Origin of the sequence: Helicovermis profundi (genome assembly GCF_033097505.1) — a bacterium.
Classification (GTDB): Bacteria; Bacillota; Clostridia; order Peptostreptococcales; family Acidaminobacteraceae; genus Helicovermis; species Helicovermis profundi.
Genome location: NZ_AP028654.1, coordinates 53,899 through 76,380 on the forward strand (window position 1 = coordinate 53,899; position 22,482 = coordinate 76,380).

Below are 22,482 nucleotides of genomic sequence, written 5' to 3' on the forward strand. Positions count from 1 at the left end.
AAAGGTTATTATCGTTTTTTATTTGGGAGGGAAAAATTATGGCAAAAAGAAATGAAGTTTATAAATGCGAAATATGTGGGAACATTGTAGAAGTAAATAATGGTGCTGGCGGAACATTAGTATGCTGTGGTCAGGATATGAATCTTCTTGATGAAAAAAATGCTGATTCAACTACTGAAAAACATGTTCCGGTAATTGAAAAAATAGATGGTGGATTCAAAGTAACAGTTGGTTCAACACTTCACCCAATGACTGAAGAACATTTTATTCAATGGATTGAATTAATTGCAGATGGAAAAAGCTATAAAGAATTTTTAAAACCAGGTGATAAACCAGAAGCTATATTCTTAGTTAGTGCTAAGAAAGTAACAGCTAGAGAGTATTGTAATCTACATGGTCAGTGGAAAAATGAGATTTAGAAAAATATAGTTTAAGATTAATGTTTGAATTATAATATATAGTGAAAGGATGAATCAAGTGATTAATAAAAAATTAGAAGAAGCTTTTAACAAACAAATAAATGCAGAATTTTATTCAGCGTATCTTTATTTATCAATGGCAGCATATTTATCAAAAGAAAATTTTGAAGGATTTGCATCATGGATGAAAGTTCAATTTGAAGAAGAACAGTTTCATGCTTTTAAAATGTATGATTATTTACTTGAAAGAGGCGGAGAAGTTAAACTTGAATTAATAGAAAAACCTCAAACTGAGTGGAATGGTATTATTGATGTGTTTGACGCAACTTTAAAACATGAGAGACATGTAAGCGCATTAATCAATAAACTTGCTGATGTAGCTGATGAAGTAAAAGACAGAGCGTCTCTTTCTTATCTTCAGTGGTTCATTGATGAGCAAGTTGAAGAAGAGTCAAACGCTGAAACTATTCTTAAGCAATTAGAATTTGTTGAAGGAAAAGGACATGGAGTTTTAATGCTTGATAGAGAACTAGGTTCTAGAGTGTTTACACCGCCTACAACAGTGTAAAAAAAGACTGTAATCAAAATTTATTGATTACAGTCTTTTAATTTAAAATTTATGGGTATATATATCTTTACATAGTTATAAAAAATATTAAGGGTGAAATTTATGATAAATGAAAATAAATCAAATAAAATTAAAGATAAAAGAGTAAAAGAGATTTTTTCTAAAATTTTGGAATCTATTGATTCTAGTAAAATACAAATTAACATTATTTTAGATAATACAAGACAAGAGTATGAAACTCTAGTTAATCAGCTAGAAAATATTAAAATAGAAATTGATATAGTAATAAAAACTGTTGATATATTAGTAAATGAAGATAAATCAATGAGAATTAAACTTGTTAAAGCAACAAAAAATTATAAAAATAATCCTTCCTTTGATTTAAAAAAAATTTATGATGAGGCTTATGCAGTAAAATCAAAACTACTTGAGGCAGAAAATAAAGAGCGAAATTTAAGAGATCGAAGAGATAATATTGAGTTATCTTTAAGAAAAGTTTATGGAAATATAAAAATAAGCGAAAAAATACTACATCAAATTGGTATAGCTAGTAGTTTTTTAAATGGTGAAATAATGTCTGCAATGGAAGGTATGGACTTTGAAAGTGAAATGCTGGTCGGAGTAAAAGTTTTAGAAGCCCAGGAAAATGAAAGAAAAAGAATAGCAAGGGATATTCATGATGGCCCAGCGCAGCTTATGGCTAATTTAATTATGAGAACAGATATATGTGAAACTATATTAAAGAAAGATTTTGAAGAAGGTATTAAAGAGTTACGAGAGCTAAAAATTGCAGTTAAAAAATCTTTAAAAGAAGTTAGAGATATTATTTTTGATTTGAGGCCAATGTCATTAGATGATATTGGATTAAACCAAACTATAAAAGAATTTATAAATATTGTTTCAAGAGATTTAGAAATGAAAATTAATTTCAATTTCGAAAAAATAAATTATGAAGTAGAGTCTATAATAAAAGTTGCAACATATAGAATAATTCAGGAATTACTAAATAATATTAAAAAACATTCAAAGGCAAAAAATGTTAGTATTGACCTTAAATACGGGAAAAAATATCTTTCTATTAAAGTAGAAGATGATGGCATTGGATTTGATGTTAGAAATGTTTTAAGTGAGATTAAATCTAAATCGAACTCATTTGGACTTATAGGCATTTATGAAAGAGTAAATCAGCTTCAGGGTGAAATTAATATTACCTCTGAAAATAATAAAGGTGTAGTTTTTAAAATCAAATTACCAATTAGTAGAGAGGTGATATTAGATGAAAAAAACGGAAATTAGAGTATTTATTATTGATGATCATGAAATAATACGTGAAGGAATTAAGAGAATTTTAAGCTTTAATGAAAAAATTAAATTAATAGGAGAATCAAATTCAGGGGTAAATATTATAAAAATATTAAAAAATTATAAACCAGATGTTCTTTTGCTTGATATGAGAATGCCTGAAATTGGCGGTTTAGATGTAATAAAAATTATTAAAAGTGAGAATTTAGATGTAAAAATAATAGCTCTAACAATTGAGGATGATAAGAAAACAATTTTAAGTGCTATTAATTTAGGTATAGATGGATATGTATTAAAAGAGTCTGCTGGTGAAATAATTTCAAGGGCTATTGAAGAAGTTTATAAAGGTGAAAAGTATATTGATCATACACTTGTAAATTTATTGTTTTCTAAAGTAAAAACAAATAATAATTCCAATATTTTTGATGTTTTAACTAAGAGAGAATTTGAAGTGCTATATTTTATTTCAAAAGGCTTATCAAATAAAGAAATTAGTAATGAATTATATTTATCTGAAAAAACAATAAAAAACTATATTACTAATGTTTTTAGAAAGTTAGAAGTAAACGATAGGGTTAAAGCCACTATATTAGCTATAAAAAACAATATTGAAGAATTTTATCCTAATTCATAATGTATTGATTTTATATATTCGGGACTAAGGTCCCTATTTTTTATGACCTTTGAAATCTTTTTGTTTTTGTTATTTAAACTATAATTAAGTTATAAATAACACTAAAAGAAGAACAGGAGGTCATTATTATGTTAATCACTTTATTTAATTTATTATCTCAAAAGGTTAAAAATGAAGATGGTCAAGGAATGGTAGAATATGCATTATTAATTGGTTTAATTGCGATAGCAGTAATAGCTGTTTTAGCACTACTTGGACCTGCAATTGCAGCAAAATTCCAAGCTATTATTGATGCCTTATAAGAAATCAAGCTCTAGTCAAAGTGATTAGAGCTATTTTTTTAAAAATAACTATTCTTAACTATTGAGAAGGTGTCTTATGAAAAAGTTAAATAGTAAAGGGCAGTCTTTAGTAGAATTTACAATTGTACTTCCTATTATTCTTGTATTGATATTAGGATTACTTGAATTTGGATTGATATTAAATTCTTATATTACAATTAATACTATATCAAGAAATGGAGCTAGATTAGCATCAGTTGGCGCATCAGATTTAGAAATAAACCAGGAATTAATAATAGATGCTCCTAATATAGATTTTAATAAAGTTACTGTTACAATATCACCTAATGAATCGGATAGATTAAGAGGAGAAAGTGTAAGGGTAGATATATTGTATAAATATAATGTTAATATTCCATTTATCAATTTAATAATAGGGAGTGAAGTTGATTTAAAATCTAGTAACTCTATGAGAATTGAATAAAAGGTAGAAAGAATTCGTTTATTAACTATTATTTTAAGGAATAGTGATTTTATGAACAATAAGGGTAATGCTTCAATTTTGCTTGTTTTACTTATGGCGGTATTATTAACTTCACTTTCATATGTTATTGATATTGGACTTTCATATGCCCAGAGGATCAAATTATCTAATGCGGTTGATTCAGCAGTCTTAGCTTCTTCAAGGGAACTTAAAAAAAGTAAAACAAAAGTAAATGAAATAGCAAAAAAATATTTAGATATAAATTACAAAGAGGAATATAACTATGAAATAACTATTCCAGATGATTTAAAAAGTGTGGAAATAAATGCAAACACTAAAGTAAATCATTATTTTTCTCAAGTTTTTGGCAATTCTAATAGTATAGTTCATGTGTCGGCAAAGGCAATTATCGCACCAATTAAAAGTATTAAAAATGGTGTAAAACCTTTAGCTGTTAAAAATTTCAATTTCACTTATGGTGATGAAATAATACTAAAAGAAGGTGCTGGTGATGGAGAAAATGGCAATTACGGAGCACTTGCACTTGGTGGGAATGGAGCTAGCATATTTTCAAATAATTTAGAAAACGGATATGATTCTACTATATCAATTGGTGATGAATTATTAACAGAGCCAGGTAATATTGTAAGTGCATTAAATATAATAAAAAATAATATAAATGGTGATTCTAGTACTTTTGAAGATTATAGTGAGAATTCTATAAGGCTTTGGACGGTACCTTTAATAGATTCATTTGATATATATGGAAGAGATTATGTGGTCGTAGTTGGATTTGCTGAGTTTTTTGTAGAAAATATTGATATCCATGCAGGTAAAGGTGAAATAGGTGGAAGATTCATTAAATATGTTATTAATGGAGATATTGATACAAGTTTAAATGATAAGGGTCTTTATGGTATCAAGTTAGTGAAGTAGGTGAGAAGATGATAAATGTTGGAAAAAAAATATTTTTAGTTTCTATAATTTTAGCCTTAATAACAAGTGGTATAGGCTTTTATTATATTAATTCATTAAGTAATGTAAAACCAGTTGTTAAGGAAAAAATTACAATTGTTGTTGCAACAAATAAAATTGATGCAATGACTAAAATTACTGAAGATATGGTAAAAAATATTGAAGTTACAAAGGAAAATTTTTATGGAGAATATATTTCTAAAAAAGCGGATGTTATTGGAAAATACACGAATGTTGAAATATTCAAAAATGAAAAATTAATAAATGAAAAATTGACTTCTGATATAAATAATACATTAAGCTATAAAGTTAAAGGATCAAATAGAGCAATATCATTATTTATGAATGGTAATAGTGGAGTATCAGATTTATTAAAACCGGGCGACAGAGTCGACTTAGTTTTATTTTTACCAGAACTTAGAGAATCTGAAAGAATAGTACGACCTAATATGTCAAAGTTATTAATGCAAAATATAGAAATATTATCAATTGATAAAAATTTTTTAAATAGTGACAGTTCAAGAGAAGAAATACCTAAAAATTTTTTAGTTACTTTATCAATTCCTTCATTTGATTTAGAAAAATTGGTTCTTGCAAAGAATATTGGTGTGATAAATCTTGCACTAAGACCACTTAAAGGTGATTTTATTTATGATACAGATGGAGCAGTATGGCAAGAATTGATACTTGATGATTTGTATAAAATGAAAGATTTATTTCCACAATATAAAATTAAATCAATTAAAGGTAATGAAATTGAAGGTGAAAATAAATACGATAAATACATTTATTATACAATTAAATATGGAGATACCCTTAGGAGCATAGCAAAAGATTTTTATGGTGATGAAAGTAAATATATTTTAATAAAGCAAGTTAATAGAATAGACGATGAAGATAAAATAAATTCAGGAACTGGAATTAAAATACCTGTTATTAGTAATTAGAAGGTGAGAGTATGAAAAAAATAAAAGTTTTAATTGCAGATGATATATTAGAAACTAGAAAATTAATTAGAAAAATGTTTTCAATTGAAGAAAATAAAATTGAGATTGTGGCAGAAGCTTCCAATGGGAAAGAAGTAATTGAGTCAATTAGAAAATTTAATCCAGATATAATTTTAATGGATATTAATATGCCAGTTTTGAATGGCCTTGAAACTACAGAAATAATAAACGAAAAATATCCTAATATAATTGTAATAATAATGTCTGTACAAAGAGAAAACGAATATTTAAAAAAAGCAATGTTTGCAGGTGCAAAAGAATATATTATTAAACCATTAAATTATGAAGAGCTATATACCACAATTATTTCGACATACAATAGATATAAGAAAAAAGAAGAAATTATTTCAAAGCTTAATGCTATTAAAAGAGAAAGTAAAATAATTTCATTTTATGGTTCAAAAGGTGGGGTCGGAAAATCAATTGTAGCTTTAAATACAGCTATTGCATATAGTAAAAAATATGGGAAAAAAGTATTACTTATAGATTTAGATTTGTATTTTGGAGATATAGGAATGATGTTAAATGAATATAAGAGTAAAACCCTAATTGATTTAATAGATGAAAATCAAACTATTTCCTATGAAAATATTAAAGAATATTTGTTTTCTTATAACACTAATCTTGATGTTCTCCTAGCTCCAAGAAACCCTGAATCTGCTGAATATATAAAGAAAGATATTGTTAAAAAAATAATAGATAAAGTTAAAAATTATTATGATGTTATAATTTTTGACAATGGTGTTAATTTTGGAGAATGTACTTTAGTTTCCTTAGATTTATCAAATGTTATTGCTTTTGTATCAAATATGGAATTATCGTCTTTAAAAAACATGAAAATTGGTTTAAAAATATTAAATACTTTAAATTATTCGAGCAAAATAAAAGTTATAGTTAATAGTGAAAATACAAAATTTGGGATTAAACATAAAGATATTTTAAATGCATTTTCAAATGAAGATTTAAGTTTTATTCCAGAAAACAATAAAACTGTTAAGTTTTCAATAAATACCGGAATTCCTTTTTATGAAAATAGTAAGTACAAAGATAATAATATGATTAAATCAATAAATAAATTATGTGAAAAACTTATTAGCTAGGTGGTGATAATATGTCATTAAAACAAAGGCTTGAACAGATAAATGAAAAAGTTGAGGAATCTACGAAAAAAATTAATGATCCCTATTATGAATTTAAAAATAAAATTTTAATAAATGTTATTGAGGAATTAGAAATAGATTTTAAAGAAATAAGCGATAAGAATCAAAAAATGATAAATGAAATTTCGTATTTAATTGATAATAATATTGAAAAAGAAGATTTGAATTTAACAAGTAATCAAAAATCAAGAATTAGAGAAGAACTCATTAATGAAATAATAGGTTTTGGTCCAATAAGCGATTTATTAAAAGATAATGAAATTACTGAAATTATGGTAAATGGTCCAAATAGTATTTATATTGAAAAACATGGTAAACTTCAACTTACGGATGTAAAATTCAAAAATAATGATCATGTTATTCATGTAATAAAAAAGATTGTTTCACCATTAGGAAGAAGAATTGATGAGAAATCTCCAATGGTTGATGCAAGACTTCCAAATGGATCGAGGGTAAATGCAATTATACCACCTCTTGCAATAGATGGTCCTAGTATTACTATAAGAAAATTTTCTGAAGATCCATATAATATTGAAGATTTAATTAATTTTGGAACTTTAAATTCTAAAATGGCAGAATTTTTAAAAATGTGTGTTAAAGGAAAACTAAATATAATAGTATCTGGAGGAACAGGAAGTGGTAAAACAACATCTTTGAATGTAATTTCTTCATTTATTTCTGAAGATGAAAGAATAGTTACAATAGAAGATTCAGCAGAATTACAACTTACTCAAAAGCATGTTGTTAGGTTAGAAACTAGAAGTAAAAATATAGAAGGAAGTGGAGAGATATCAATTAGAGATTTAGTAAAAAATAGTCTTAGAATGAGACCTGACAGAATAATTATTGGAGAAGTAAGATCAGCTGAAGCTCTAGATATGCTCCAAGCAATGAATACAGGACATGATGGGTCCTTAACTACAGGTCACGCCAATACACCAAGAGATATATTATCAAGACTTGAAACTATGGTATTAATGGCAGGATTAAATTTGCCTATAATTGCAATTAGAAATCAAATTTCATCGGCTATAAATCTTATAGTTCAGCAATCTAGAATGATGGATGGAACTAGAAGAATTACGCATATAACGGAAGTTCAAGGCATGGAAGGTGAAATAATAACCTTGCAAGATATATTTTTATTTAAACAAAATGGGGTGGATTCAAATGGTAAGGTTTTAGGAGAATTTATTAGCACAGGCATAAAACCTAAATTCTTTAAATTGCTTAACCAAAGAGGAATAAATAGTTCTAGTGAACTTTTTAGTAGTTTTTAAGTTATTGGTGTATAAAATGGAGTGATAGTATGAAGTATTTATTAATTGTTTTTATATTTATATCAGCCTTATTAGTTAATATTTCAATTTTTAGATCTATATTTACTTATAGTAAACCAATTGAAAAATTAAAGTATTTTGATGATTTTAATGATATTTCTACAAAAGGAGTTACTGTAAAAGATAGAAAGAAAAAAAATATTAAGAGATTTAATAATAAAAAAAATAGTAGCTTTATAGATCGCTACTATAATAAAGAATATTTAAAACTTATAAAAGCAGATTTAAGATTTAATCCACAAGAAGTAGTCGTTGCAAAATTTATCCTATCTATTATAGCGGGAATTATTTCTTTTTTAATTACAAAGGACAAAATAATTGTTGGATTAATTTGTATAGTATTTTTTAATATACCTAAATATTATATTTTTATGAGAGCAAAAAAAAGATTCAAAGAATTTGATGATGAAATTTATGATGCACTAATAATTATTTCAAATTCATTAAAGGCAGGTTATTCTTTTTTACAGTCATTATCGGTTGTTGTAAAAGAAACAAATAATGTGCTTTCAAAAGAATTTTCAATACTTTTGAAAGAATTAAGTTTGGGAAAATCAAATATAGATGCCTTTAATTCAATGAAAATGCGTATAGAATCAGAAAATTTAAGCTTAATGATTAATGCAATTTTAATACAAAATGATATTGGAGGAAATTTATCAGAGATACTTGAAAATATTTCTAAAACTATTATGGAAAGAGAGTATATAAAAAATGAATTAAAAACCTTAACAGCTCAAGGCAAACTCTCTGGAATGATTATTTCATTACTACCAGTTTTTATGAGTATAATATTATATCTATTTAATCATGAATATATAAGGACTTTATTTTCAACAAAAATTGGTATATTTATGGTAATTTTGGGTTTAATTGGTCAAGTGTTTGGATTTTTAATTATCAAAAAAATTGTAAATATAGAAATGTAGGTGATAATATGTTATATTTATTTACTTTAATTTTTTTTCTAACAATTGTATTTTTTATAAATGGAATAGCATATATTTTCTTTAGTAATTCATTTATGATAGAAAAAAGAGTTAAAAAATTGAGCGAAAACACTAGTATAAGTAACGAATCATTTAATGAAAGAATTATGTCACCTTTTATAAAGAATATTTCTACAATGTTTACAAAATTAATTTCGAAAAATAGGTATAATAAAATAAAGTTAAGAATAGAAAGTTTAGGAATATCTAAAAAAGAAGAGGTTAAATTTTGGATTTATAAAAAAAATATGACATCAATTCTTGGATTTATAATAGCTTTTGTATTTGCTTATATTTTGAATAAAAATATCATAAATTCCCTTATTTTATCTATTTTTATATTTATTCTAGTAAACGTAATTTTTAATTTTTATTTATCAAGGAAAATATCTATAAGAAAGAAAAAAATAATTCGCGATTTGCCCTTTGTTTTAGATTTAATTTTAGTAAGCGTGGAAGCTGGATTATCATTTGATGGAGCAATTAATAGAGTTGTTGATTCTGTAAAATCTGAACTTTCAATTGAATTTGAAAAAACATTAAAAGAAATTAAAATGGGAATCCCAAGAAAAAAATCTCTTAAAAATTTATCCTTAAGATGTGACTCAAAAGAAATTTATTCATTTGTTACTTCAATTATTCAAGCAGATGAACTTGGAGTAAGTATTGGTAAAGTTCTTAGAATAGAAGCTAGTCAATTAAGAGAAAGAAGGAAGCAAATTGCAAGAGAAAAAGCTATGAAGGCTCCTGTAAAAATGCTTATTCCATTAATCATTTTTGTGTTCCCTTCAATTTTTATTATTATATTAGGCCCTGCTTTAATAAATATTTCAAGGATTTTTAGGTGATTAAAATGAAAACAATAGTTCTTAAAAATTATTATATTGCAAGTAGTTTTAAAGATAAATTGCTTGGATATATGTTTAGAAAAAAACCTCATAAAGAAATAATTGTTTTTAAAGGCACATCAAGTGTTCATACGTATTTTATGAAGTTTAATATTGATATTGTGTTTTTAGATGAAAATTATAAAATTCTTGCAATTAATAAAAATATTCCACATGGAAAAATGATTTTTTCTAAAAAGAAAACAACATATGCTTTAGAAGCTATAGCTAACGGTATTTTTAAGGATGCTAGTATAGGAGACAAAATAGTTTTTCATAATTAATTATTTTTTATAGTATACTAATAATAAATAAAATAATTAAGAGGAGAAATAGTTTGATAAATAAAAAAAGAATTATAGAAAATTTTATTAATTATGTAAAAATAAATAGTGAGTCGGCAGCTGAAAAAAATATGGCAGATACACTAGTGAAGGAATTAAAAAAACTTGGTTTATCAGTTACTGTAGATGACGCATTTGAGAAAGGAATATCTAATACAGGAAATATTGTAGCAAAGTTATTTAGTTCAAAAGATAAGGAGACTTTTTTATTTAGTTCTCATATGGATACCGTAAAACCTGGAAAAAATATTAATCCTATTATAGATAAGAATATAATAAGAAGCGATGGAACTACTATTCTTGGAGCAGATGATAAAGCTGGCATTGCTGCTATTATGGAAGCTCTTTATGTGATAAAAGAAAATAACCTTGAACATAAAAACATTGAAATTATATTTAGTGTACATGAAGAAGGCGGATTATTTGGTGCTAAAAACATTGATTTAACTAGAATAAAATCAACTAAAGCCTTTATATTAGATAGTGGAGGACATCCAGGTGAAGTGATTCATATAGCACCAGCTCAAGATAAAATAGAAGTTAACATTAAAGGAAAACCATCTCATGCAGGAATTGAGCCAGAAAATGGCATAAGTTCAATAATGGTTGCAGCTAGAGCAATAGAAAAAATGGATTTACTTAGAATAGATAAAGAAACGACTGCAAATATTGGTATTATAAGAGGAGGAGAATCTACTAATATAGTGTGCTCATCAATTTACTTAAAAGGCGAAGCAAGAAGTTTAAGTGATGAAAAACTTGATAAACAAACTGAACATATGACAAATTGTTTTAGAGATGCTGCTAAAGATTTTGGAGCTAAAATAGAAATAAAGACAAAAAGAGTATATTATTCTTACAATATAGATAGATACGATGAAATTATTAAAATAGCTGAAAAAGCAATCAATAAGGTGGGTTTAAATTTTAAACTTAAAAGTTCAGGTGGTGGAAGTGATACTAATGTATATAATAGAAAAGGTTTAAAATCAATAAACCTTGCAATAGGACTTCAAAAATCACATACATTAGATGAGTTTATTGAAATTGAAGATTTGTTTAATTCTGCTAAAATAGTTTTAGAACTTATGAAATAAATGGATTTTAAAGCATAAAATTATTACACCAAACAGAGAATTGCCTTATAGGCAATTCTCTGTTTGGTGTAAATAGTTAAATTAATTATCTGTTTTCATCGATTCCTTTATTTGCGAGTTCATCAGCTAAATTATTCATTTTAGTAACTTTAATAAAAAGATCATAATTAAAATCATTACCATTAATTTTTTTTAGTTTTGCGTGCCATTTTTCTAATTCACTATTTTTTGATAAATTTAAATGCCCTTTAGCTCTATAGAAATTAATATTGTTAAAATTTTGAATTTCGCTAATTAACGGTTCCCATAAATCCTTATTTTCGACTTTCTTTTTTTGTGAATTAATCCATCCGTTTTTTTGCCATTTAATGTACCATTTTTCTTTCAGGCAATTTATTACATATGAACTATCAGAATATATATTTATGATTAAATCAGTTGTTTTTAATTCTTTTAGAGCCATTAGAACTGCGAATATTTCCATTCGGTTATTTGTAGTATTTTTTTCGCCCCCGTAAATTTCCTTGGTTTTTCCATTATATTCAAGTACACTTCCCCAACCACCAGTATTAATATCTGATTGGTTGTTGGAGCATCCTCCGTCAGTGTATATATTTACTATTTTCATATTTTTTCCTCCAACTAAATCTTTTTTACTTAGTAATAGTATATCAGAAAAGTTAAATTTATGTTAACTTCTAAAATTGTTGATATAATTTGATATAATGCTAATAGTAGTATATAATATGGGTTAATTTAATTAAAAGAGGTGATAAATTGGATCAATATGATTTTAGAATATTAGAGGAACTTCAAAATGACGGTAAAAAATCTATAGCAGAACTTGGAAGAATAATTGGACTTTCAACAACGGCTACTAAAGAAAGAGTTAAAAAGCTTGAAAATGATGATGTTATTAGTGGCTATTCTGCAATAATTAATGCAGACAAAGTTGGAGTAGACATAACTGTATTTATAACTGTTCCAGTAGGAGATATAACTATTGAAGAAATGGGAGAACTTTTAACTAATAAACCTGAAATTCAAGAGGTACATAAAGTTACTGGGGATACTTGCTATTTTGTTAAAGCAAAAACAAGAGATGCTAAATCTTTAGAAATATTAATTGATAGCATAAATAAGCATGCTAAAAGTACTTATACTTATCTTGCATTATCAACCTTAAAAGAGACTTCGAAAGTTGTTATTCCCAAATAGTTAAAATTATTATTTAAATTGTTAGCGATTTGACACTATTAGAAAACAAATATATAATTAGCATATGCCATATTATTAAGGGAGCGTTTATGTTAACTAATTTAGATAAAATAGAAAATTATCTTATTTCAAAAGATGTTAGGGTTACAAGATCGAGAAGAGAGCTAATAAAACTTTTTTTAGTAAGTGAAAAGCATCTTAATGCTGATGACTGTTATATGGCATTAAGAGAAAAAAAAGTGAGTCTTCCTACAATCTACAGAAATTTAGATATTTTAAAAAGAAAAAATGTTATTAAAGAAATTAATATTGATGGTGAGAGATGTTTCGAAATGAAAATGTTTCATGAAAATAATGTTCATATTCATTTTAAATGTACTAACTGTGGAAAAATTGAAGAATATAATGATGAAGAAATTTCTAAAGAAATTTCAAGAGAGATAGAGTATATAAAAACAAAATATAATAAAAATGTGGAAGACGTCACAATAATTATGGAAGGTTATTGTGAGGAATGCGAGGAATAATATGCCTAGACCAATGAAAAGAAGAAGAATTTCATTTGAACCTGAAGTTGCTATATTTAAACCAGCAGGAATTTCAAAATTTGAATTAGAAGAAATTATTTTAAAATTTGAAGAACTTGAAGCTTTAAAGCTTAAAGATATTGAGGGATTAAGTCAAATTGAATGCGCGAAAAAAATGGATATATCAAGGCAGACATTTCAGATTGTAATTGAGAGTGCAAGAAAAAAAGTAGCTACAGCATTATATAATGGAATGGCTATTAAAATAGATGGTGGTCATTATTCAGTAGATACTGATAATAGTATAGAGAAATTAGAAGATTCTACTATAATTAGAAAAAGAAGAAATAGAGGCATGGGAAGAGGTAGAAATCAAAAATAAAAAAGAGGTGTAGTATGAATATAGCATTAGTTGCACATGATAAGAAAAAAGATAATATAGTTAAGTTTTCTGTTAAATACAAATCGATTTTAAAAAACCATAATCTTTTTGCTACAGGAACAACAGGAACAAGAATACATGATGTTACAGGACTTGAAATAACAAGATATTTATCTGGTCCACTCGGTGGAGATCAGCAAATTGGTTCTTTAATTGCGTATGAAAAGTTGGATTTAGTAATTTTTTTAAGAGATCCATTAACTTCTCAGCCACATGAACCAGATGTTCAGGCACTTCTTCGCTTATGTGATGTACACAAATTACCAGTAGCTACAAATATAACTACGGCAGAGATACTTTTACTCTCAATGAATAAGAATCCTGACTGGAAAGCAATAAAAGCTGAATATTAAAATAAAAAAATGTTATCTTAAATTAGATAACATTTTTTTATTAATATACTTATGTTAAATATAAGTTTTAAACATATCAATCATTGTCTTTACACCAGGATATTTTCCTTCGTATACTATTTCTCCGTTTATTTCAAGAGCGGGAGTATACTTTAATCCTATTTTTTTCATAAGATTTTCATCATAAATTACTTCTATATTGTTCGGTAGATTAAGTCTTTTAAGAGCCGCGTCAACTACGGGCATCATACTTGAAAAACCTCAGCAATTTAAGTCATAGATTATAATTTTCATAAATACTCCTTTAAAAATTAATAATTACTAGTAAAAATTAAATTAATTAAACTGATCATTGATTTTTTGCGCTTCAATTTTAATAATGTCTTTAGCTAAATCAATTATTTTGAAAATTTCTGGATATTCAACAGTGTATAGTACTTGAAGCCCATTTTTTTTAGAGCGCAATATACCTGTATTTTTAAGTATTTTTAAGTGCTGAGAGATATTGGATTGTTCTAAATTTAATTTCTCATAGATAGTACATACACAAAGTGTATTTTCTTCTCTAAGCAATTCTAAAATAGAAATTCTTGTTGGGTGGGCAATCGATTTTAGCAAAGTTGATGTTATATCATTTAATGTGGACATTTTACCTCCAAAGTAATATTAGAATATTATAATATTAACTCAAAATGTGTGTATTGTCAACAAAATGTGGATTATTTATATTATTAATAATAAGCTAGTTGTTTTTATATAGGAACATAAAAATAATTTAAAGGATATTGTGGTTTAATTATTATGAATAACGATATATTGTGTTTATTATGTGATTTTTTAAGTAAAAAAAAGATGCTAAAAATTATTTTATATATAAAACTGTGGATAAGTCTGTGGGTAATGTTAACAAATCGAATTTTTGTTCGATTATTTTTAAATAATAATAAGCATTTACTATAAAATTTTAAGGAAAGTTATTAACAAAATTTGTTGATAACAAGTGGATAACTATCTATAATAAAAAAGTATATTTATTTTTTATTTGTGTTATAATGTTGTTGAACTTAATAGTTGAAGGTAATAAATTTATTTATTATATGGAAGATGGTAAGAATCCATCACGGTCCCGCCACTGTATTAAGATAGTTCATATCTTTAAGTCAGACACATGCCTTTAACTTGGAAATCTCACGAGGATGAGTAATGTTTATTTTCTCGTAGAGTATTATATTTTAGGAGGATTTTTTTATGTTTAAAAAGAAGTACACTTTTATATTAGCTATGCTAATAAGTCTAGTATTGGTTTTTTCTGGTTGTTCAAATTCAGCTGTAGACAATTCAAAAGAAGATAATTCAAATGCTACAGATACTCAGAAAGAAGTAAAATCATTATATCCATTAACAATTACCGATGGATTTAATAGACAAGTTGAAGTAGAAAAAGAGCCTATGAAAGTTATTTCATTAGCTCCAAGTATAACAGAAACTATTTATGCAATAGGCGCGGGTGATAAATTAGTTGGTAGAACAGATTATGATAATTATCCAGAAAAAGTTAGTGGAGTAAGTTCTGTTGGAAGTTTATCAGATCCTAGTATTGAAGAAATTACAAAATTAGATCCAGATTTAATTATCGCATCAACTCATTTCAAAGAAGATGTACTAAAAAAATTAGAAGAATTAGGCTTTAAAGTAGTTGTACTTGTTCCTCAGGAAAGTTTTGATGGAGTTTATGATGTAATAAATACTACAGGTAAATTGCTTAATAATGAAAAAAATGCAAAAGAAGTAATTGACGGAATGAAGACAAAAGTTACAAAAGTTGAAGAATTAGCAAAAGGATTAGATCCGGTTGATGTTTACTATGTAGTTGGTTTTGGTGAGTATGGAGATTATACTGCAACTGGAGATACTTTTATAAATGATTTAATTGAAATGGCTGGAGGAAATAATATAGCAAAAGATGGAGAACATTGGAGTTATTCATTAGAAAAAATTGTTGAAAAAGATCCTTCAATTTTAATTTGCTCTAAATATTTTGATGCCAAAAAGGGTATTGAAGCTGCGAATGGGTATAAAGATTTAACAGCAGTTAAAAATGGTAAATTATTTGAAATTGATAATAATCAAATTGATAGACAAGGGCCAAGACTTGCAGATGGCTTAGTTGAAATGTTTAAAATTCTTCACCCAGGAATTTATAAATAAATTTCTAAGTTATCGGACGAATAGAAATTGGAGTAAAAAATGAGAAAAAGTTTTGTTATAAACTTAATTATTAGTATATTATTATTAATTGTTTTTATGGTATTTGTTAGTACTATTGGTGCGGTTAAAATTCCATTTAGTGATTCTATAAAAATACTTGTAAGCAAAATACCACTTATTAATAAATTTGTAGATGTGAGTAATATAAAACACTCACATCTACAGATTATTCTTAATATTAGATTTCCAAGAATAGTATTATCTGCGCTTATTGGTGGCTCTCTTGCTGCAAGTGGTTCTGTTTTTCAGGGAGTTTTTAAAAATCCTATGGCGGATCCTTATGTTCTTGGAGTTTCATCAGGGGCAGCACTTGGAGCATCTATTGTAATTATTTTTTTTAATACAGTTTCTTATTTAGGAATAAGCACTGTTGTAGTTGGTGCATTTATTGGGGCTGTATTATCTATACTTATTGTATATAATTTGTCAAGAATTGGTGGTAAAACGCCAACTGTAACATTGCTACTTGCAGGAATTGCAATTAACTTTTTTTTATCTTCAATAATTTCACTATTAATGGCATTAAATAGAGATCAAGTTGAAAGAATTATTTTTTGGACTATGGGTAGTGTTTCTGCGGCTAGTTGGAGCAAAATATATATAATATTAATTCCATTTATTATTGTAAATATACTTTTTATCTTTTTTGCAAAGGATTTGAATTTATTATTACTTGGTGAAGATTCTGCTCAGAGTTTAGGCGTTGACGTTGAAAAAACGAAAATTGTGTTATTAGTACTTAGTTCTCTTTCAACAGCAGCAGCAGTTTCGGTGAGTGGTATAATTGGATTTGTAGGTTTAATAGTACCACATGCGGTTAGAATTATTTCTGGACCAGATCATAGAAGACTTATTCCATTTGCAATTGTGGGTGGAAGTATTTTCATGGTAATTTCAGATACTATTTCAAGAACTATAGTAGCACCAACTGAAATACCAATTGGTGTAGTAACTGCTATGTTTGGAGCACCATATTTTTTGTATTTATTAGTAAAAAATAAAAATATGGGAGGTATAAATTAAATGAATAATGTCGAAATAAAGAATTTAAATTATAGTTATGTAAATAAAGAAATAATTAAAGATATAAGTTTATCAATTTCTCATGGATCGTTTAATTGTATATTAGGACCAAATGGCTCTGGGAAAACTACTTTAGTTAAAAATATAGTTAAACTACTATATCCGAGTAAAGATACAATATATATTTCTAACAAGGAAATAAATGAATATAAAAGAAAAGAGTTAAGTAGAAAAATTGCACTTGTTCCTCAAAGCACCATTATTGAGTATGATTTTACAGTTGAGGAAATTGTTATGATGGGAAGAATGCCCTATCAAAAAAGATTTAAAACAGAAACAGAAGAGGATTATTTAATTGTAAAAGAATCTATGATTAAAACAGATACTTATGTACTTAAAGATAGATTTATAAATAATTTGAGTGGTGGTGAAAAACAAAGAGCTATTATTGCAAGAGCAATAGCGCAAGAGCCACAAGTCTTAGTTTTGGACGAACCTGTTAGCTATTTGGATATTCATCATCAAGTTGAGATAATGAAATTAATTAAAAAACTTTCGCTAGAAAAAGGAATAACTGTAATTACAATATTGCATGATGTTAATTTAGCGATTGAATATGCAGATAATATTGTATTATTAAAAGATGGTAAGGTATATTCTAGTGGTAGTAGTGAAAATATAGTTAATGAAAAAAGTATTAAAGAGGTTTATGATGTTAATGTTGCAGTAATAAAGAACCCAATAACGGGTTCTAAATATGTTATACCTTACTAAACCTATATATATTATATAGGTTTTATTTTATTAAAGAAGCAAAGTTAGGGTCTGTTTTATTAGTTTCTTTTAACTCTCTTTTATGTGTGTACATTCTCTGATCAGCAATTTTTACAAGTATATCTAACATAATTGATTCATCAGGCGCTGAAGAAATTCCATAACTAAATTGGATTGGTACTTTGCCTCCTGCTACTTTCAATTTGAAATTATCAAAATTATCAAAAATAGATTTCATTTTTGCTTCAGAATCACTTTTATTTGAATTGGAGAAAAGAATAATGAATTCATCTCCACCATATCTTGCGAAAATATCATCTTTACTAACTTCTGAATTAATAGCGTTTACAACGCTTATAATCGCTTCATCACCTGCAATATGACCAAAGTTATCATTTATTTTTTTTAGATAATTAAGATCGCAAAGCACTATTGAAAAAGGGTGATTTTCTTTAAATGCTTTTTCTTGAAAGTTTAGAAATTCTTTTTCAAAAAAACGCCTATTGTAAATTTCTGTTAGTTTGTCATGACTAGATAAAAAATTGGCTTCTTCAAGAAGAGCACGGTTTTTTAAAGTTATGCCAATTAATGAAGTAAATATATTAATTATTTTTTTATCTTCTTCTGTAAATGCATTCTCATTAAAACTATCAATATTTAAAACTTCAATCACTTTATCATCGATAAAAATAGGCGATGTTAAAGTAGACTTGAAAGTATTTGCACTAGCTTCTTTTAAAGTTTTTATATTTTCATCACCTAGGTAAGTGTTATTAAATTCAGTAGTGTTATTAACTATAATTGGTTCAAGTGGTTTATTTTTGGAATATACCCATAAAAAAGTTTTTTCTTTTTTAAATTTTACCCCTTTAAGTTTTTCATTATTATAACCTTTTGATGTAATAAATTCTACATAATCATCACTGCTAACACAGGCGATTGAACCAGCTTGAGCATCTTCTATTAATTCAATCGCATATTCAAGAACTTTTTTGTGAACCTCGCTCATGCTAGAATTTAATGAATTCATAATAAGATCACTAATATCAAATAGAGCATTTTTAATTTTTGCATTTGATATATCTCTCAAATTATTATTTTCAGAATCTAATATTGGAGAAATATGAAAATTCTTAATAAAGAAGTAACTAGTAAAACATGATAATAAAATAAGAGAAATTTGAATAATAAAAATGTATTTAGTGAAAATCATATATGGAACAATAATGCTAGAAAGGATTATTATAACGAATATAATAAAAAAGTCTTTAAAGCGTACAGTTTTTTTCATGTTAGCACCTTCTTAAATTTATAATTTTTCTTCTTTTCTTATTATACCCTAATAATGATTTAATTATCATATAATATTTATTATAATCAAAAAGCAAAAATTGTTAAAAAAGTATTAAAATATATAATTTTGCTTTACAAATACAATTCGGGTAGGTATTATGTATATAAGGTAATAAATATATTGGGTGAGGAGGTATTATGTCAGTATTATTTCAGCTATCTGTCATGTGGGTAATATTAATAATTGCATTTATAGTTATTGAAGCATTAACGTTTGGACTTGCATCCATATGGTTTGCCCTTGGAAGTCTGGCTGCACTAATTTTATCTTTATTAGGATTTGGTTTTGTAATTCAATTAATTGCTTTTTTGGTGGTTTCTATTATTTTATTGTTTTTTACGAGACCAATAGCAAAAAAATATTTAAAAATTGGAACAGAAAAAACTAATATAGATAGTTTAATAGGAAAAGTCGGAGTGGTTGTGAAAAGAATAGAAAGGCATAAAGTAGGACAAGTTAAAGTTGAAGGACAAATATGGAGTGCAAAAAATATTGATAATGATACTATTTATGTAGATAGTCAAGTTGAAGTTTTAAGAATAGAAGGCGTTAAAGTTATAGTTAAAATTGTAGATTAAAAAATTGGAGGAACTTATGGGAGTTATTATTGGATTTATTTTAATTGGGATAATTATTTTGCTTGTTGTAACAAATATTAGAATTGTACCTCAGGCTAATGGATATGTACTAGAAAGACTTGGTGCCTATAAAGAAACTTGGGGAGTGGGTTTACATTTCAAAATACCGCTATTTGATAGAATTTCAAATAAAGTGAGTTTAAAAGAAAAAGTAATTGATTTTGCACCTCAACCAGTAATAACAAAAGATAATGTAACAATGAAAATTGACACAGTAGTATATTATCAAATTACAGATCCTAAATTATTTACCTATGGTGTTGTAAGACCCATAATTGCAATAGAAAATCTTACTGCAACAACTCTTAGAAATATTATTGGACAACTTGAACTTGATGAAACATTAGTTTCAAGAGATTTAATAAATACCCAAATGCGTGCAATTCTTGACGATGCAACAGACCCGTGGGGAATAAAAGTTAATAGAGTGGAAGTAAAAAATATTGTTCCGCCGGAAGATATTCAAGTTGCAATGGAAAAACAAATGAGAGCAGAAAGGGAAAGAAGAGAAGTAATGATAAGAGCAGAAGGTGAGAAAAGATCAAAAATATTAGTGGCGGAAGGTAATAAAGAATCGGCAGTACTTGACGCAGAAGGTGCTAAGATTGCAAGAATTCTTGAAGCAGAAGCAGAAAAAGAAGCTAAAATTAGAAAAGCGGAAGCAGAAGCGATTAGTATTTTAAAAGTTAATGAAGCTACTGCAAACGGAATAAAATTACTAAAAGAAGCTAATCCTACTAGCGCTATTCTTACTTTGAAAAGTTTTGAAGCTCTTGCAAAAGTTGCTGATGGAAAAGCTACAAAATTAATCATTCCATCTGAAATTCAAAATGTTGCAGGTTTAGTTGCTTCAGTTGGTGAAGTTCTAAAAAAAGATTAAAACAAACAAACAAACAAACAAACAAACAAACAAACAAATAAACAAATAAACAAACAAACACGAAAGAGTCCATTTTAGAAAGACTTAAGTATTTGTTTGTTTTTTTTTATGTTTAGCTGATTATAGATATAGGTTAACAGGTGTATCAATTGGGGCATAATTATTTAAAATGATTTTGTCTTTTTTGAAAGTATATGATTTTTTATCATTGTATAATTTTGGTGAATAAATATTTTTTTTAGAAATAAATTCATTATTAATAGTTTTTTTGATTTCATTAATGGCATTATCTTGTTTGCTAAGTTCATTCATACTCGTCTGAGTGCTAGAATTTATTTTAGTTTTATTATTAAATCCAAAATAATTTAGTTTTCCATCTTCATTAATAGTTATATTTAATTTATTCAAAGAGGATTTATTTTCTTCTATTGTAGCGTTTAATTTATTTAGAATAGGTTTAAATGATTTGTTACTTTGAGATTTAATTTTATCAATTAAGCTGTTATAATTTTTAGTAAAAGAGTCTAGAGAATTGCTAAGATTTTTATTAGAAGTGTTTTTAGGAGTAGAAGTATTAATTTTCTTAGAATTATTAGTATTATTTGATGGTATTTTATTAGTGGTATTAGTAATAGAAGCAGCTACATTTTTATTGGAGTAAATTTTATTTATTGAATTGTCTATTGATTTTAGTGAACTATTAAAGAAATTATTAAAATTATCTCTTGCTTGATTTAAAGAATCATTCATAGCTTTAGCCATTGAGGTTCTATACGTTGAGCCAAATATAAGAGAGGCAGCGTTAAATGCTGGCTTCTTATCAGTCTTATGCGTATCTGAATTTGATATATTAAATATTTTGTTGTTTGAATATATACCGGCTAGCATATTAATCACCTCTTGAATACTAAAACATACCTATATATATAATACCCTATTATTACAGTATTAAACATTATTTTATGATTTGCAATTAAAAAGTTCTAATAGTTATGTATTTTTGTCTTTGCAGATATATGTAAATATAATTTATGTTATTTTATGAGTTTATTATTAGTCGTGTATAAATAAACTATATTGATAAATATTGATATGATATAATAAACACAAATAAATGAATTTCTAAGATTCAGAGGGAGTTTTTACTCCCACTGAATCTTAGAAAACATAATCCAGGGCCTTTTTAGAGTTCTTTATCCCTCACAAGAAGTGGGGGTATTAGAACTCTAAGGCATCGGATAAATTAGAATGGTGATAATATGAAAAAAATAATAAATTTATTAAAATTTTTAATTCCACTTTCAGGCTTAATATATCTAATACTTGTTTTTTTAGATAGTAGGTTTTTAATTAGTATAAATAAAGTTATGAGTACTATATTAGCACTTTATTCAGTAGTATTTGCCGTGGATGGAATTATTATTAAAAAATCTAAAGACTTTGTGTATATCTTCTATTTCTTTTTTGGAATTATGATTTTGCTGTTTAATTTTAGATTTTTATTTGTCTAAGGAGCGT

The 22,482-nt window shown here is 26.3% G+C and carries 29 protein-coding genes and 1 riboswitch; of the genes, 24 read left to right on the plus strand and 5 right to left on the minus strand.

Annotation, left to right across the window (positions count from 1 at the left end):
• The first annotated feature begins 38 nt into the window (after positions 1-38).
• The 14 genes from AACH12_RS00245 (at position 39) to AACH12_RS00310 (ending at position 11,487) form a co-directional block, all read left to right on the plus strand.
• A complete protein-coding gene (locus tag AACH12_RS00245; protein WP_338536084.1) occupies positions 39-419 on the plus strand; it encodes a desulfoferrodoxin in 381 nt (126 codons plus the stop codon).
• Positions 420-477: 58 nt separating this feature from the next.
• A complete protein-coding gene (locus tag AACH12_RS00250) occupies positions 478-987 on the plus strand; it encodes a ferritin (protein WP_338536085.1) in 510 nt (169 codons plus the stop codon).
• A 102-nt stretch (positions 988-1,089) separates the two neighbouring features.
• Positions 1,090-2,283, plus strand: a complete 1,194-nt coding sequence (locus AACH12_RS00255) for a sensor histidine kinase (RefSeq protein ID WP_338536086.1) — start codon at positions 1,090-1,092, stop codon at positions 2,281-2,283.
• On the plus strand, positions 2,264-2,923 hold the full coding sequence (locus tag AACH12_RS00260) for a response regulator transcription factor (RefSeq protein ID WP_338536087.1): 660 nt from the start codon (positions 2,264-2,266) through the stop codon (positions 2,921-2,923). Before AACH12_RS00255 ends, AACH12_RS00260 begins: the two co-directional genes overlap by 20 nt.
• Before the next feature lie 128 nt (positions 2,924-3,051).
• The gene (locus AACH12_RS00265; RefSeq protein WP_338536088.1) at positions 3,052-3,225 is read left to right on the plus strand and encodes a Flp family type IVb pilin; all 174 of its coding nucleotides are present in this window, start codon (positions 3,052-3,054) and stop codon (positions 3,223-3,225) included.
• Between the two features lie 76 nt (positions 3,226-3,301).
• A complete protein-coding gene (locus AACH12_RS00270) occupies positions 3,302-3,688 on the plus strand; it encodes a TadE/TadG family type IV pilus assembly protein (protein WP_338536089.1) in 387 nt (128 codons plus the stop codon).
• A gap of 51 nt (positions 3,689-3,739) precedes the next feature.
• Entirely contained in the window at positions 3,740-4,624 is an 885-nt protein-coding gene (locus AACH12_RS00275) for a pilus assembly protein TadG-related protein (RefSeq protein ID WP_338536090.1), read from the plus strand.
• 8 nt (positions 4,625-4,632) lie between these two features.
• Positions 4,633-5,610, plus strand: a complete 978-nt coding sequence (cpaB, locus tag AACH12_RS00280; protein ID WP_338536091.1) for a Flp pilus assembly protein CpaB — start codon at positions 4,633-4,635, stop codon at positions 5,608-5,610.
• 11 nt (positions 5,611-5,621) lie between these two features.
• Complete coding sequence (locus tag AACH12_RS00285; RefSeq protein WP_338536092.1) at positions 5,622-6,770, plus strand: response regulator; 1,149 nt, start codon at positions 5,622-5,624, stop codon at positions 6,768-6,770.
• 11 nt (positions 6,771-6,781) lie between these two features.
• Complete coding sequence (locus AACH12_RS00290; protein ID WP_338536093.1) at positions 6,782-8,110, plus strand: CpaF family protein; 1,329 nt, start codon at positions 6,782-6,784, stop codon at positions 8,108-8,110.
• Positions 8,111-8,139: 29 nt separating this feature from the next.
• On the plus strand, positions 8,140-9,099 hold the full coding sequence (locus AACH12_RS00295) for a type II secretion system F family protein (RefSeq protein ID WP_338536094.1): 960 nt from the start codon (positions 8,140-8,142) through the stop codon (positions 9,097-9,099).
• A gap of 8 nt (positions 9,100-9,107) precedes the next feature.
• On the plus strand, positions 9,108-10,007 hold the full coding sequence (locus AACH12_RS00300) for a type II secretion system F family protein (RefSeq protein ID WP_338536095.1): 900 nt from the start codon (positions 9,108-9,110) through the stop codon (positions 10,005-10,007).
• 5 nt (positions 10,008-10,012) lie between these two features.
• Positions 10,013-10,330, plus strand: coding sequence for a DUF192 domain-containing protein (locus tag AACH12_RS00305; protein WP_338536096.1), 318 nt, complete (start codon positions 10,013-10,015; stop codon positions 10,328-10,330).
• A gap of 53 nt (positions 10,331-10,383) precedes the next feature.
• On the plus strand, positions 10,384-11,487 hold the full coding sequence (locus tag AACH12_RS00310) for a M20/M25/M40 family metallo-hydrolase (RefSeq protein WP_338536097.1): 1,104 nt from the start codon (positions 10,384-10,386) through the stop codon (positions 11,485-11,487).
• A gap of 85 nt (positions 11,488-11,572) precedes the next feature.
• On the opposite strand, the gene AACH12_RS00315 is transcribed toward AACH12_RS00310, so the two are convergent.
• Positions 11,573-12,115 (minus strand): ribonuclease H family protein, encoded by a 543-nt coding sequence (locus AACH12_RS00315; RefSeq protein WP_338536098.1) that lies wholly within the window; start codon positions 12,113-12,115, stop codon positions 11,573-11,575.
• A 149-nt stretch (positions 12,116-12,264) separates the two neighbouring features.
• On the opposite strand from AACH12_RS00315, the gene AACH12_RS00320 reads away from it, so the two are divergent.
• The 4 genes from AACH12_RS00320 to mgsA all read left to right on the plus strand — a co-directional run bounded on the left by AACH12_RS00320 (position 12,265) and on the right by mgsA (position 14,027).
• Positions 12,265-12,705 (plus strand): Lrp/AsnC family transcriptional regulator, encoded by a 441-nt coding sequence (locus AACH12_RS00320; RefSeq protein ID WP_338536099.1) that lies wholly within the window; start codon positions 12,265-12,267, stop codon positions 12,703-12,705.
• Positions 12,706-12,794: 89 nt separating this feature from the next.
• Entirely contained in the window at positions 12,795-13,232 is a 438-nt protein-coding gene (locus AACH12_RS00325; protein WP_338536100.1) for a Fur family transcriptional regulator, read from the plus strand.
• A 1-nt stretch (position 13,233) separates the two neighbouring features.
• Positions 13,234-13,614, plus strand: a complete 381-nt coding sequence (locus AACH12_RS00330) for a DUF134 domain-containing protein (protein ID WP_338536101.1) — start codon at positions 13,234-13,236, stop codon at positions 13,612-13,614.
• 14 nt (positions 13,615-13,628) lie between these two features.
• Positions 13,629-14,027 carry a methylglyoxal synthase gene (gene mgsA / locus AACH12_RS00335; protein ID WP_338536102.1) on the plus strand — a complete coding sequence of 133 codons (399 nt, stop codon included), beginning with the start codon at positions 13,629-13,631 and terminating at the stop codon, positions 14,025-14,027.
• A 54-nt stretch (positions 14,028-14,081) separates the two neighbouring features.
• Here the strand turns inward: mgsA and AACH12_RS00340 are convergent, their stop codons facing one another.
• Positions 14,082-14,276: a thioredoxin family protein gene (locus tag AACH12_RS00340; RefSeq protein ID WP_338536103.1), complete on the minus strand. Its 195-nt coding sequence runs from the start codon at positions 14,274-14,276 to the stop codon at positions 14,082-14,084.
• An 87-nt stretch (positions 14,277-14,363) separates the two neighbouring features.
• Complete coding sequence (locus AACH12_RS00345; protein ID WP_338536104.1) at positions 14,364-14,675, minus strand: ArsR/SmtB family transcription factor; 312 nt, start codon at positions 14,673-14,675, stop codon at positions 14,364-14,366.
• A gap of 410 nt (positions 14,676-15,085) precedes the next feature.
• Positions 15,086-15,217, plus strand: a riboswitch (cobalamin riboswitch).
• Between the two features lie 58 nt (positions 15,218-15,275).
• On the opposite strand from AACH12_RS00345, the gene AACH12_RS00350 reads away from it, so the two are divergent.
• From AACH12_RS00350 to AACH12_RS00360, 3 genes are read left to right on the plus strand one after another with little or no spacing between them, the layout of a single operon-like run.
• Positions 15,276-16,235: an ABC transporter substrate-binding protein gene (locus tag AACH12_RS00350; RefSeq protein ID WP_338536105.1), complete on the plus strand. Its 960-nt coding sequence runs from the start codon at positions 15,276-15,278 to the stop codon at positions 16,233-16,235.
• A gap of 39 nt (positions 16,236-16,274) precedes the next feature.
• Entirely contained in the window at positions 16,275-17,318 is a 1,044-nt protein-coding gene (locus tag AACH12_RS00355) for a FecCD family ABC transporter permease (protein WP_338536106.1), read from the plus strand.
• Positions 17,319-18,092, plus strand: coding sequence for an ABC transporter ATP-binding protein (locus AACH12_RS00360; RefSeq protein WP_338536107.1), 774 nt, complete (start codon positions 17,319-17,321; stop codon positions 18,090-18,092).
• Between the two features lie 22 nt (positions 18,093-18,114).
• On the opposite strand, the gene AACH12_RS00365 is transcribed toward AACH12_RS00360, so the two are convergent.
• On the minus strand, positions 18,115-19,383 hold the full coding sequence (locus tag AACH12_RS00365) for a sensor domain-containing diguanylate cyclase (RefSeq protein WP_338536108.1): 1,269 nt from the start codon (positions 19,381-19,383) through the stop codon (positions 18,115-18,117).
• Between the two features lie 200 nt (positions 19,384-19,583).
• Here AACH12_RS00365 and AACH12_RS00370 point away from each other — a divergent pair, with 200 nt between their 5' ends.
• The gene (locus tag AACH12_RS00370) at positions 19,584-20,024 is read left to right on the plus strand and encodes an NfeD family protein (RefSeq protein WP_338536109.1); all 441 of its coding nucleotides are present in this window, start codon (positions 19,584-19,586) and stop codon (positions 20,022-20,024) included.
• Positions 20,025-20,040: 16 nt separating this feature from the next.
• Positions 20,041-20,964: an SPFH domain-containing protein gene (locus AACH12_RS00375; RefSeq protein WP_338536110.1), complete on the plus strand. Its 924-nt coding sequence runs from the start codon at positions 20,041-20,043 to the stop codon at positions 20,962-20,964.
• A 120-nt stretch (positions 20,965-21,084) separates the two neighbouring features.
• Here AACH12_RS00375 and AACH12_RS00380 read toward each other — a convergent pair whose 3' ends face one another.
• The gene (locus tag AACH12_RS00380; protein ID WP_338536111.1) at positions 21,085-21,852 is read right to left on the minus strand and encodes a hypothetical protein; all 768 of its coding nucleotides are present in this window, start codon (positions 21,850-21,852) and stop codon (positions 21,085-21,087) included.
• Positions 21,853-22,223: 371 nt separating this feature from the next.
• Between AACH12_RS00380 and AACH12_RS00385 the strand changes: the two genes are divergently transcribed.
• Entirely contained in the window at positions 22,224-22,475 is a 252-nt protein-coding gene (locus AACH12_RS00385; protein ID WP_338536112.1) for a hypothetical protein, read from the plus strand.
• Positions 22,476-22,482: the final 7 nt, after the last annotated feature.

Coding starts and splice junctions, on each gene's coding strand:
- AACH12_RS00385 (WP_338536112.1), top strand. CDS start 22,224: ATGAAAAAAATAATAAATTTATTAAAATTTTTAATTCCACTTTCAGGC.
- AACH12_RS00370 (WP_338536109.1), top strand. CDS start 19,584: ATGTCAGTATTATTTCAGCTATCTGTCATGTGGGTAATATTAATAATT.
- AACH12_RS00290 (WP_338536093.1), top strand. CDS start 6,782: ATGTCATTAAAACAAAGGCTTGAACAGATAAATGAAAAAGTTGAGGAA.
- AACH12_RS00245 (WP_338536084.1), top strand. CDS start 39: ATGGCAAAAAGAAATGAAGTTTATAAATGCGAAATATGTGGGAACATT.
- AACH12_RS00345 (WP_338536104.1), bottom strand. CDS start 14,675: ATGTCCACATTAAATGATATAACATCAACTTTGCTAAAATCGATTGCC.
- AACH12_RS00375 (WP_338536110.1), top strand. CDS start 20,041: ATGGGAGTTATTATTGGATTTATTTTAATTGGGATAATTATTTTGCTT.
- AACH12_RS00360 (WP_338536107.1), top strand. CDS start 17,319: ATGAATAATGTCGAAATAAAGAATTTAAATTATAGTTATGTAAATAAA.
- mgsA (WP_338536102.1), top strand. CDS start 13,629: ATGAATATAGCATTAGTTGCACATGATAAGAAAAAAGATAATATAGTT.
- AACH12_RS00285 (WP_338536092.1), top strand. CDS start 5,622: ATGAAAAAAATAAAAGTTTTAATTGCAGATGATATATTAGAAACTAGA.
- AACH12_RS00365 (WP_338536108.1), bottom strand. CDS start 19,383: ATGAAAAAAACTGTACGCTTTAAAGACTTTTTTATTATATTCGTTATA.
- AACH12_RS00275 (WP_338536090.1), top strand. CDS start 3,740: ATGAACAATAAGGGTAATGCTTCAATTTTGCTTGTTTTACTTATGGCG.
- AACH12_RS00260 (WP_338536087.1), top strand. CDS start 2,264: ATGAAAAAAACGGAAATTAGAGTATTTATTATTGATGATCATGAAATA.
- AACH12_RS00305 (WP_338536096.1), top strand. CDS start 10,013: ATGAAAACAATAGTTCTTAAAAATTATTATATTGCAAGTAGTTTTAAA.
- AACH12_RS00355 (WP_338536106.1), top strand. CDS start 16,275: ATGAGAAAAAGTTTTGTTATAAACTTAATTATTAGTATATTATTATTA.
- AACH12_RS00325 (WP_338536100.1), top strand. CDS start 12,795: ATGTTAACTAATTTAGATAAAATAGAAAATTATCTTATTTCAAAAGAT.
- AACH12_RS00265 (WP_338536088.1), top strand. CDS start 3,052: ATGTTAATCACTTTATTTAATTTATTATCTCAAAAGGTTAAAAATGAA.
- AACH12_RS00330 (WP_338536101.1), top strand. CDS start 13,234: ATGCCTAGACCAATGAAAAGAAGAAGAATTTCATTTGAACCTGAAGTT.
- AACH12_RS00380 (WP_338536111.1), bottom strand. CDS start 21,852: ATGCTAGCCGGTATATATTCAAACAACAAAATATTTAATATATCAAAT.
- AACH12_RS00315 (WP_338536098.1), bottom strand. CDS start 12,115: ATGAAAATAGTAAATATATACACTGACGGAGGATGCTCCAACAACCAA.
- AACH12_RS00270 (WP_338536089.1), top strand. CDS start 3,302: ATGAAAAAGTTAAATAGTAAAGGGCAGTCTTTAGTAGAATTTACAATT.
- AACH12_RS00350 (WP_338536105.1), top strand. CDS start 15,276: ATGTTTAAAAAGAAGTACACTTTTATATTAGCTATGCTAATAAGTCTA.
- AACH12_RS00255 (WP_338536086.1), top strand. CDS start 1,090: ATGATAAATGAAAATAAATCAAATAAAATTAAAGATAAAAGAGTAAAA.
- AACH12_RS00340 (WP_338536103.1), bottom strand. CDS start 14,276: ATGATGCCCGTAGTTGACGCGGCTCTTAAAAGACTTAATCTACCGAAC.
- AACH12_RS00300 (WP_338536095.1), top strand. CDS start 9,108: ATGTTATATTTATTTACTTTAATTTTTTTTCTAACAATTGTATTTTTT.
- AACH12_RS00295 (WP_338536094.1), top strand. CDS start 8,140: ATGAAGTATTTATTAATTGTTTTTATATTTATATCAGCCTTATTAGTT.
- cpaB (WP_338536091.1), top strand. CDS start 4,633: ATGATAAATGTTGGAAAAAAAATATTTTTAGTTTCTATAATTTTAGCC.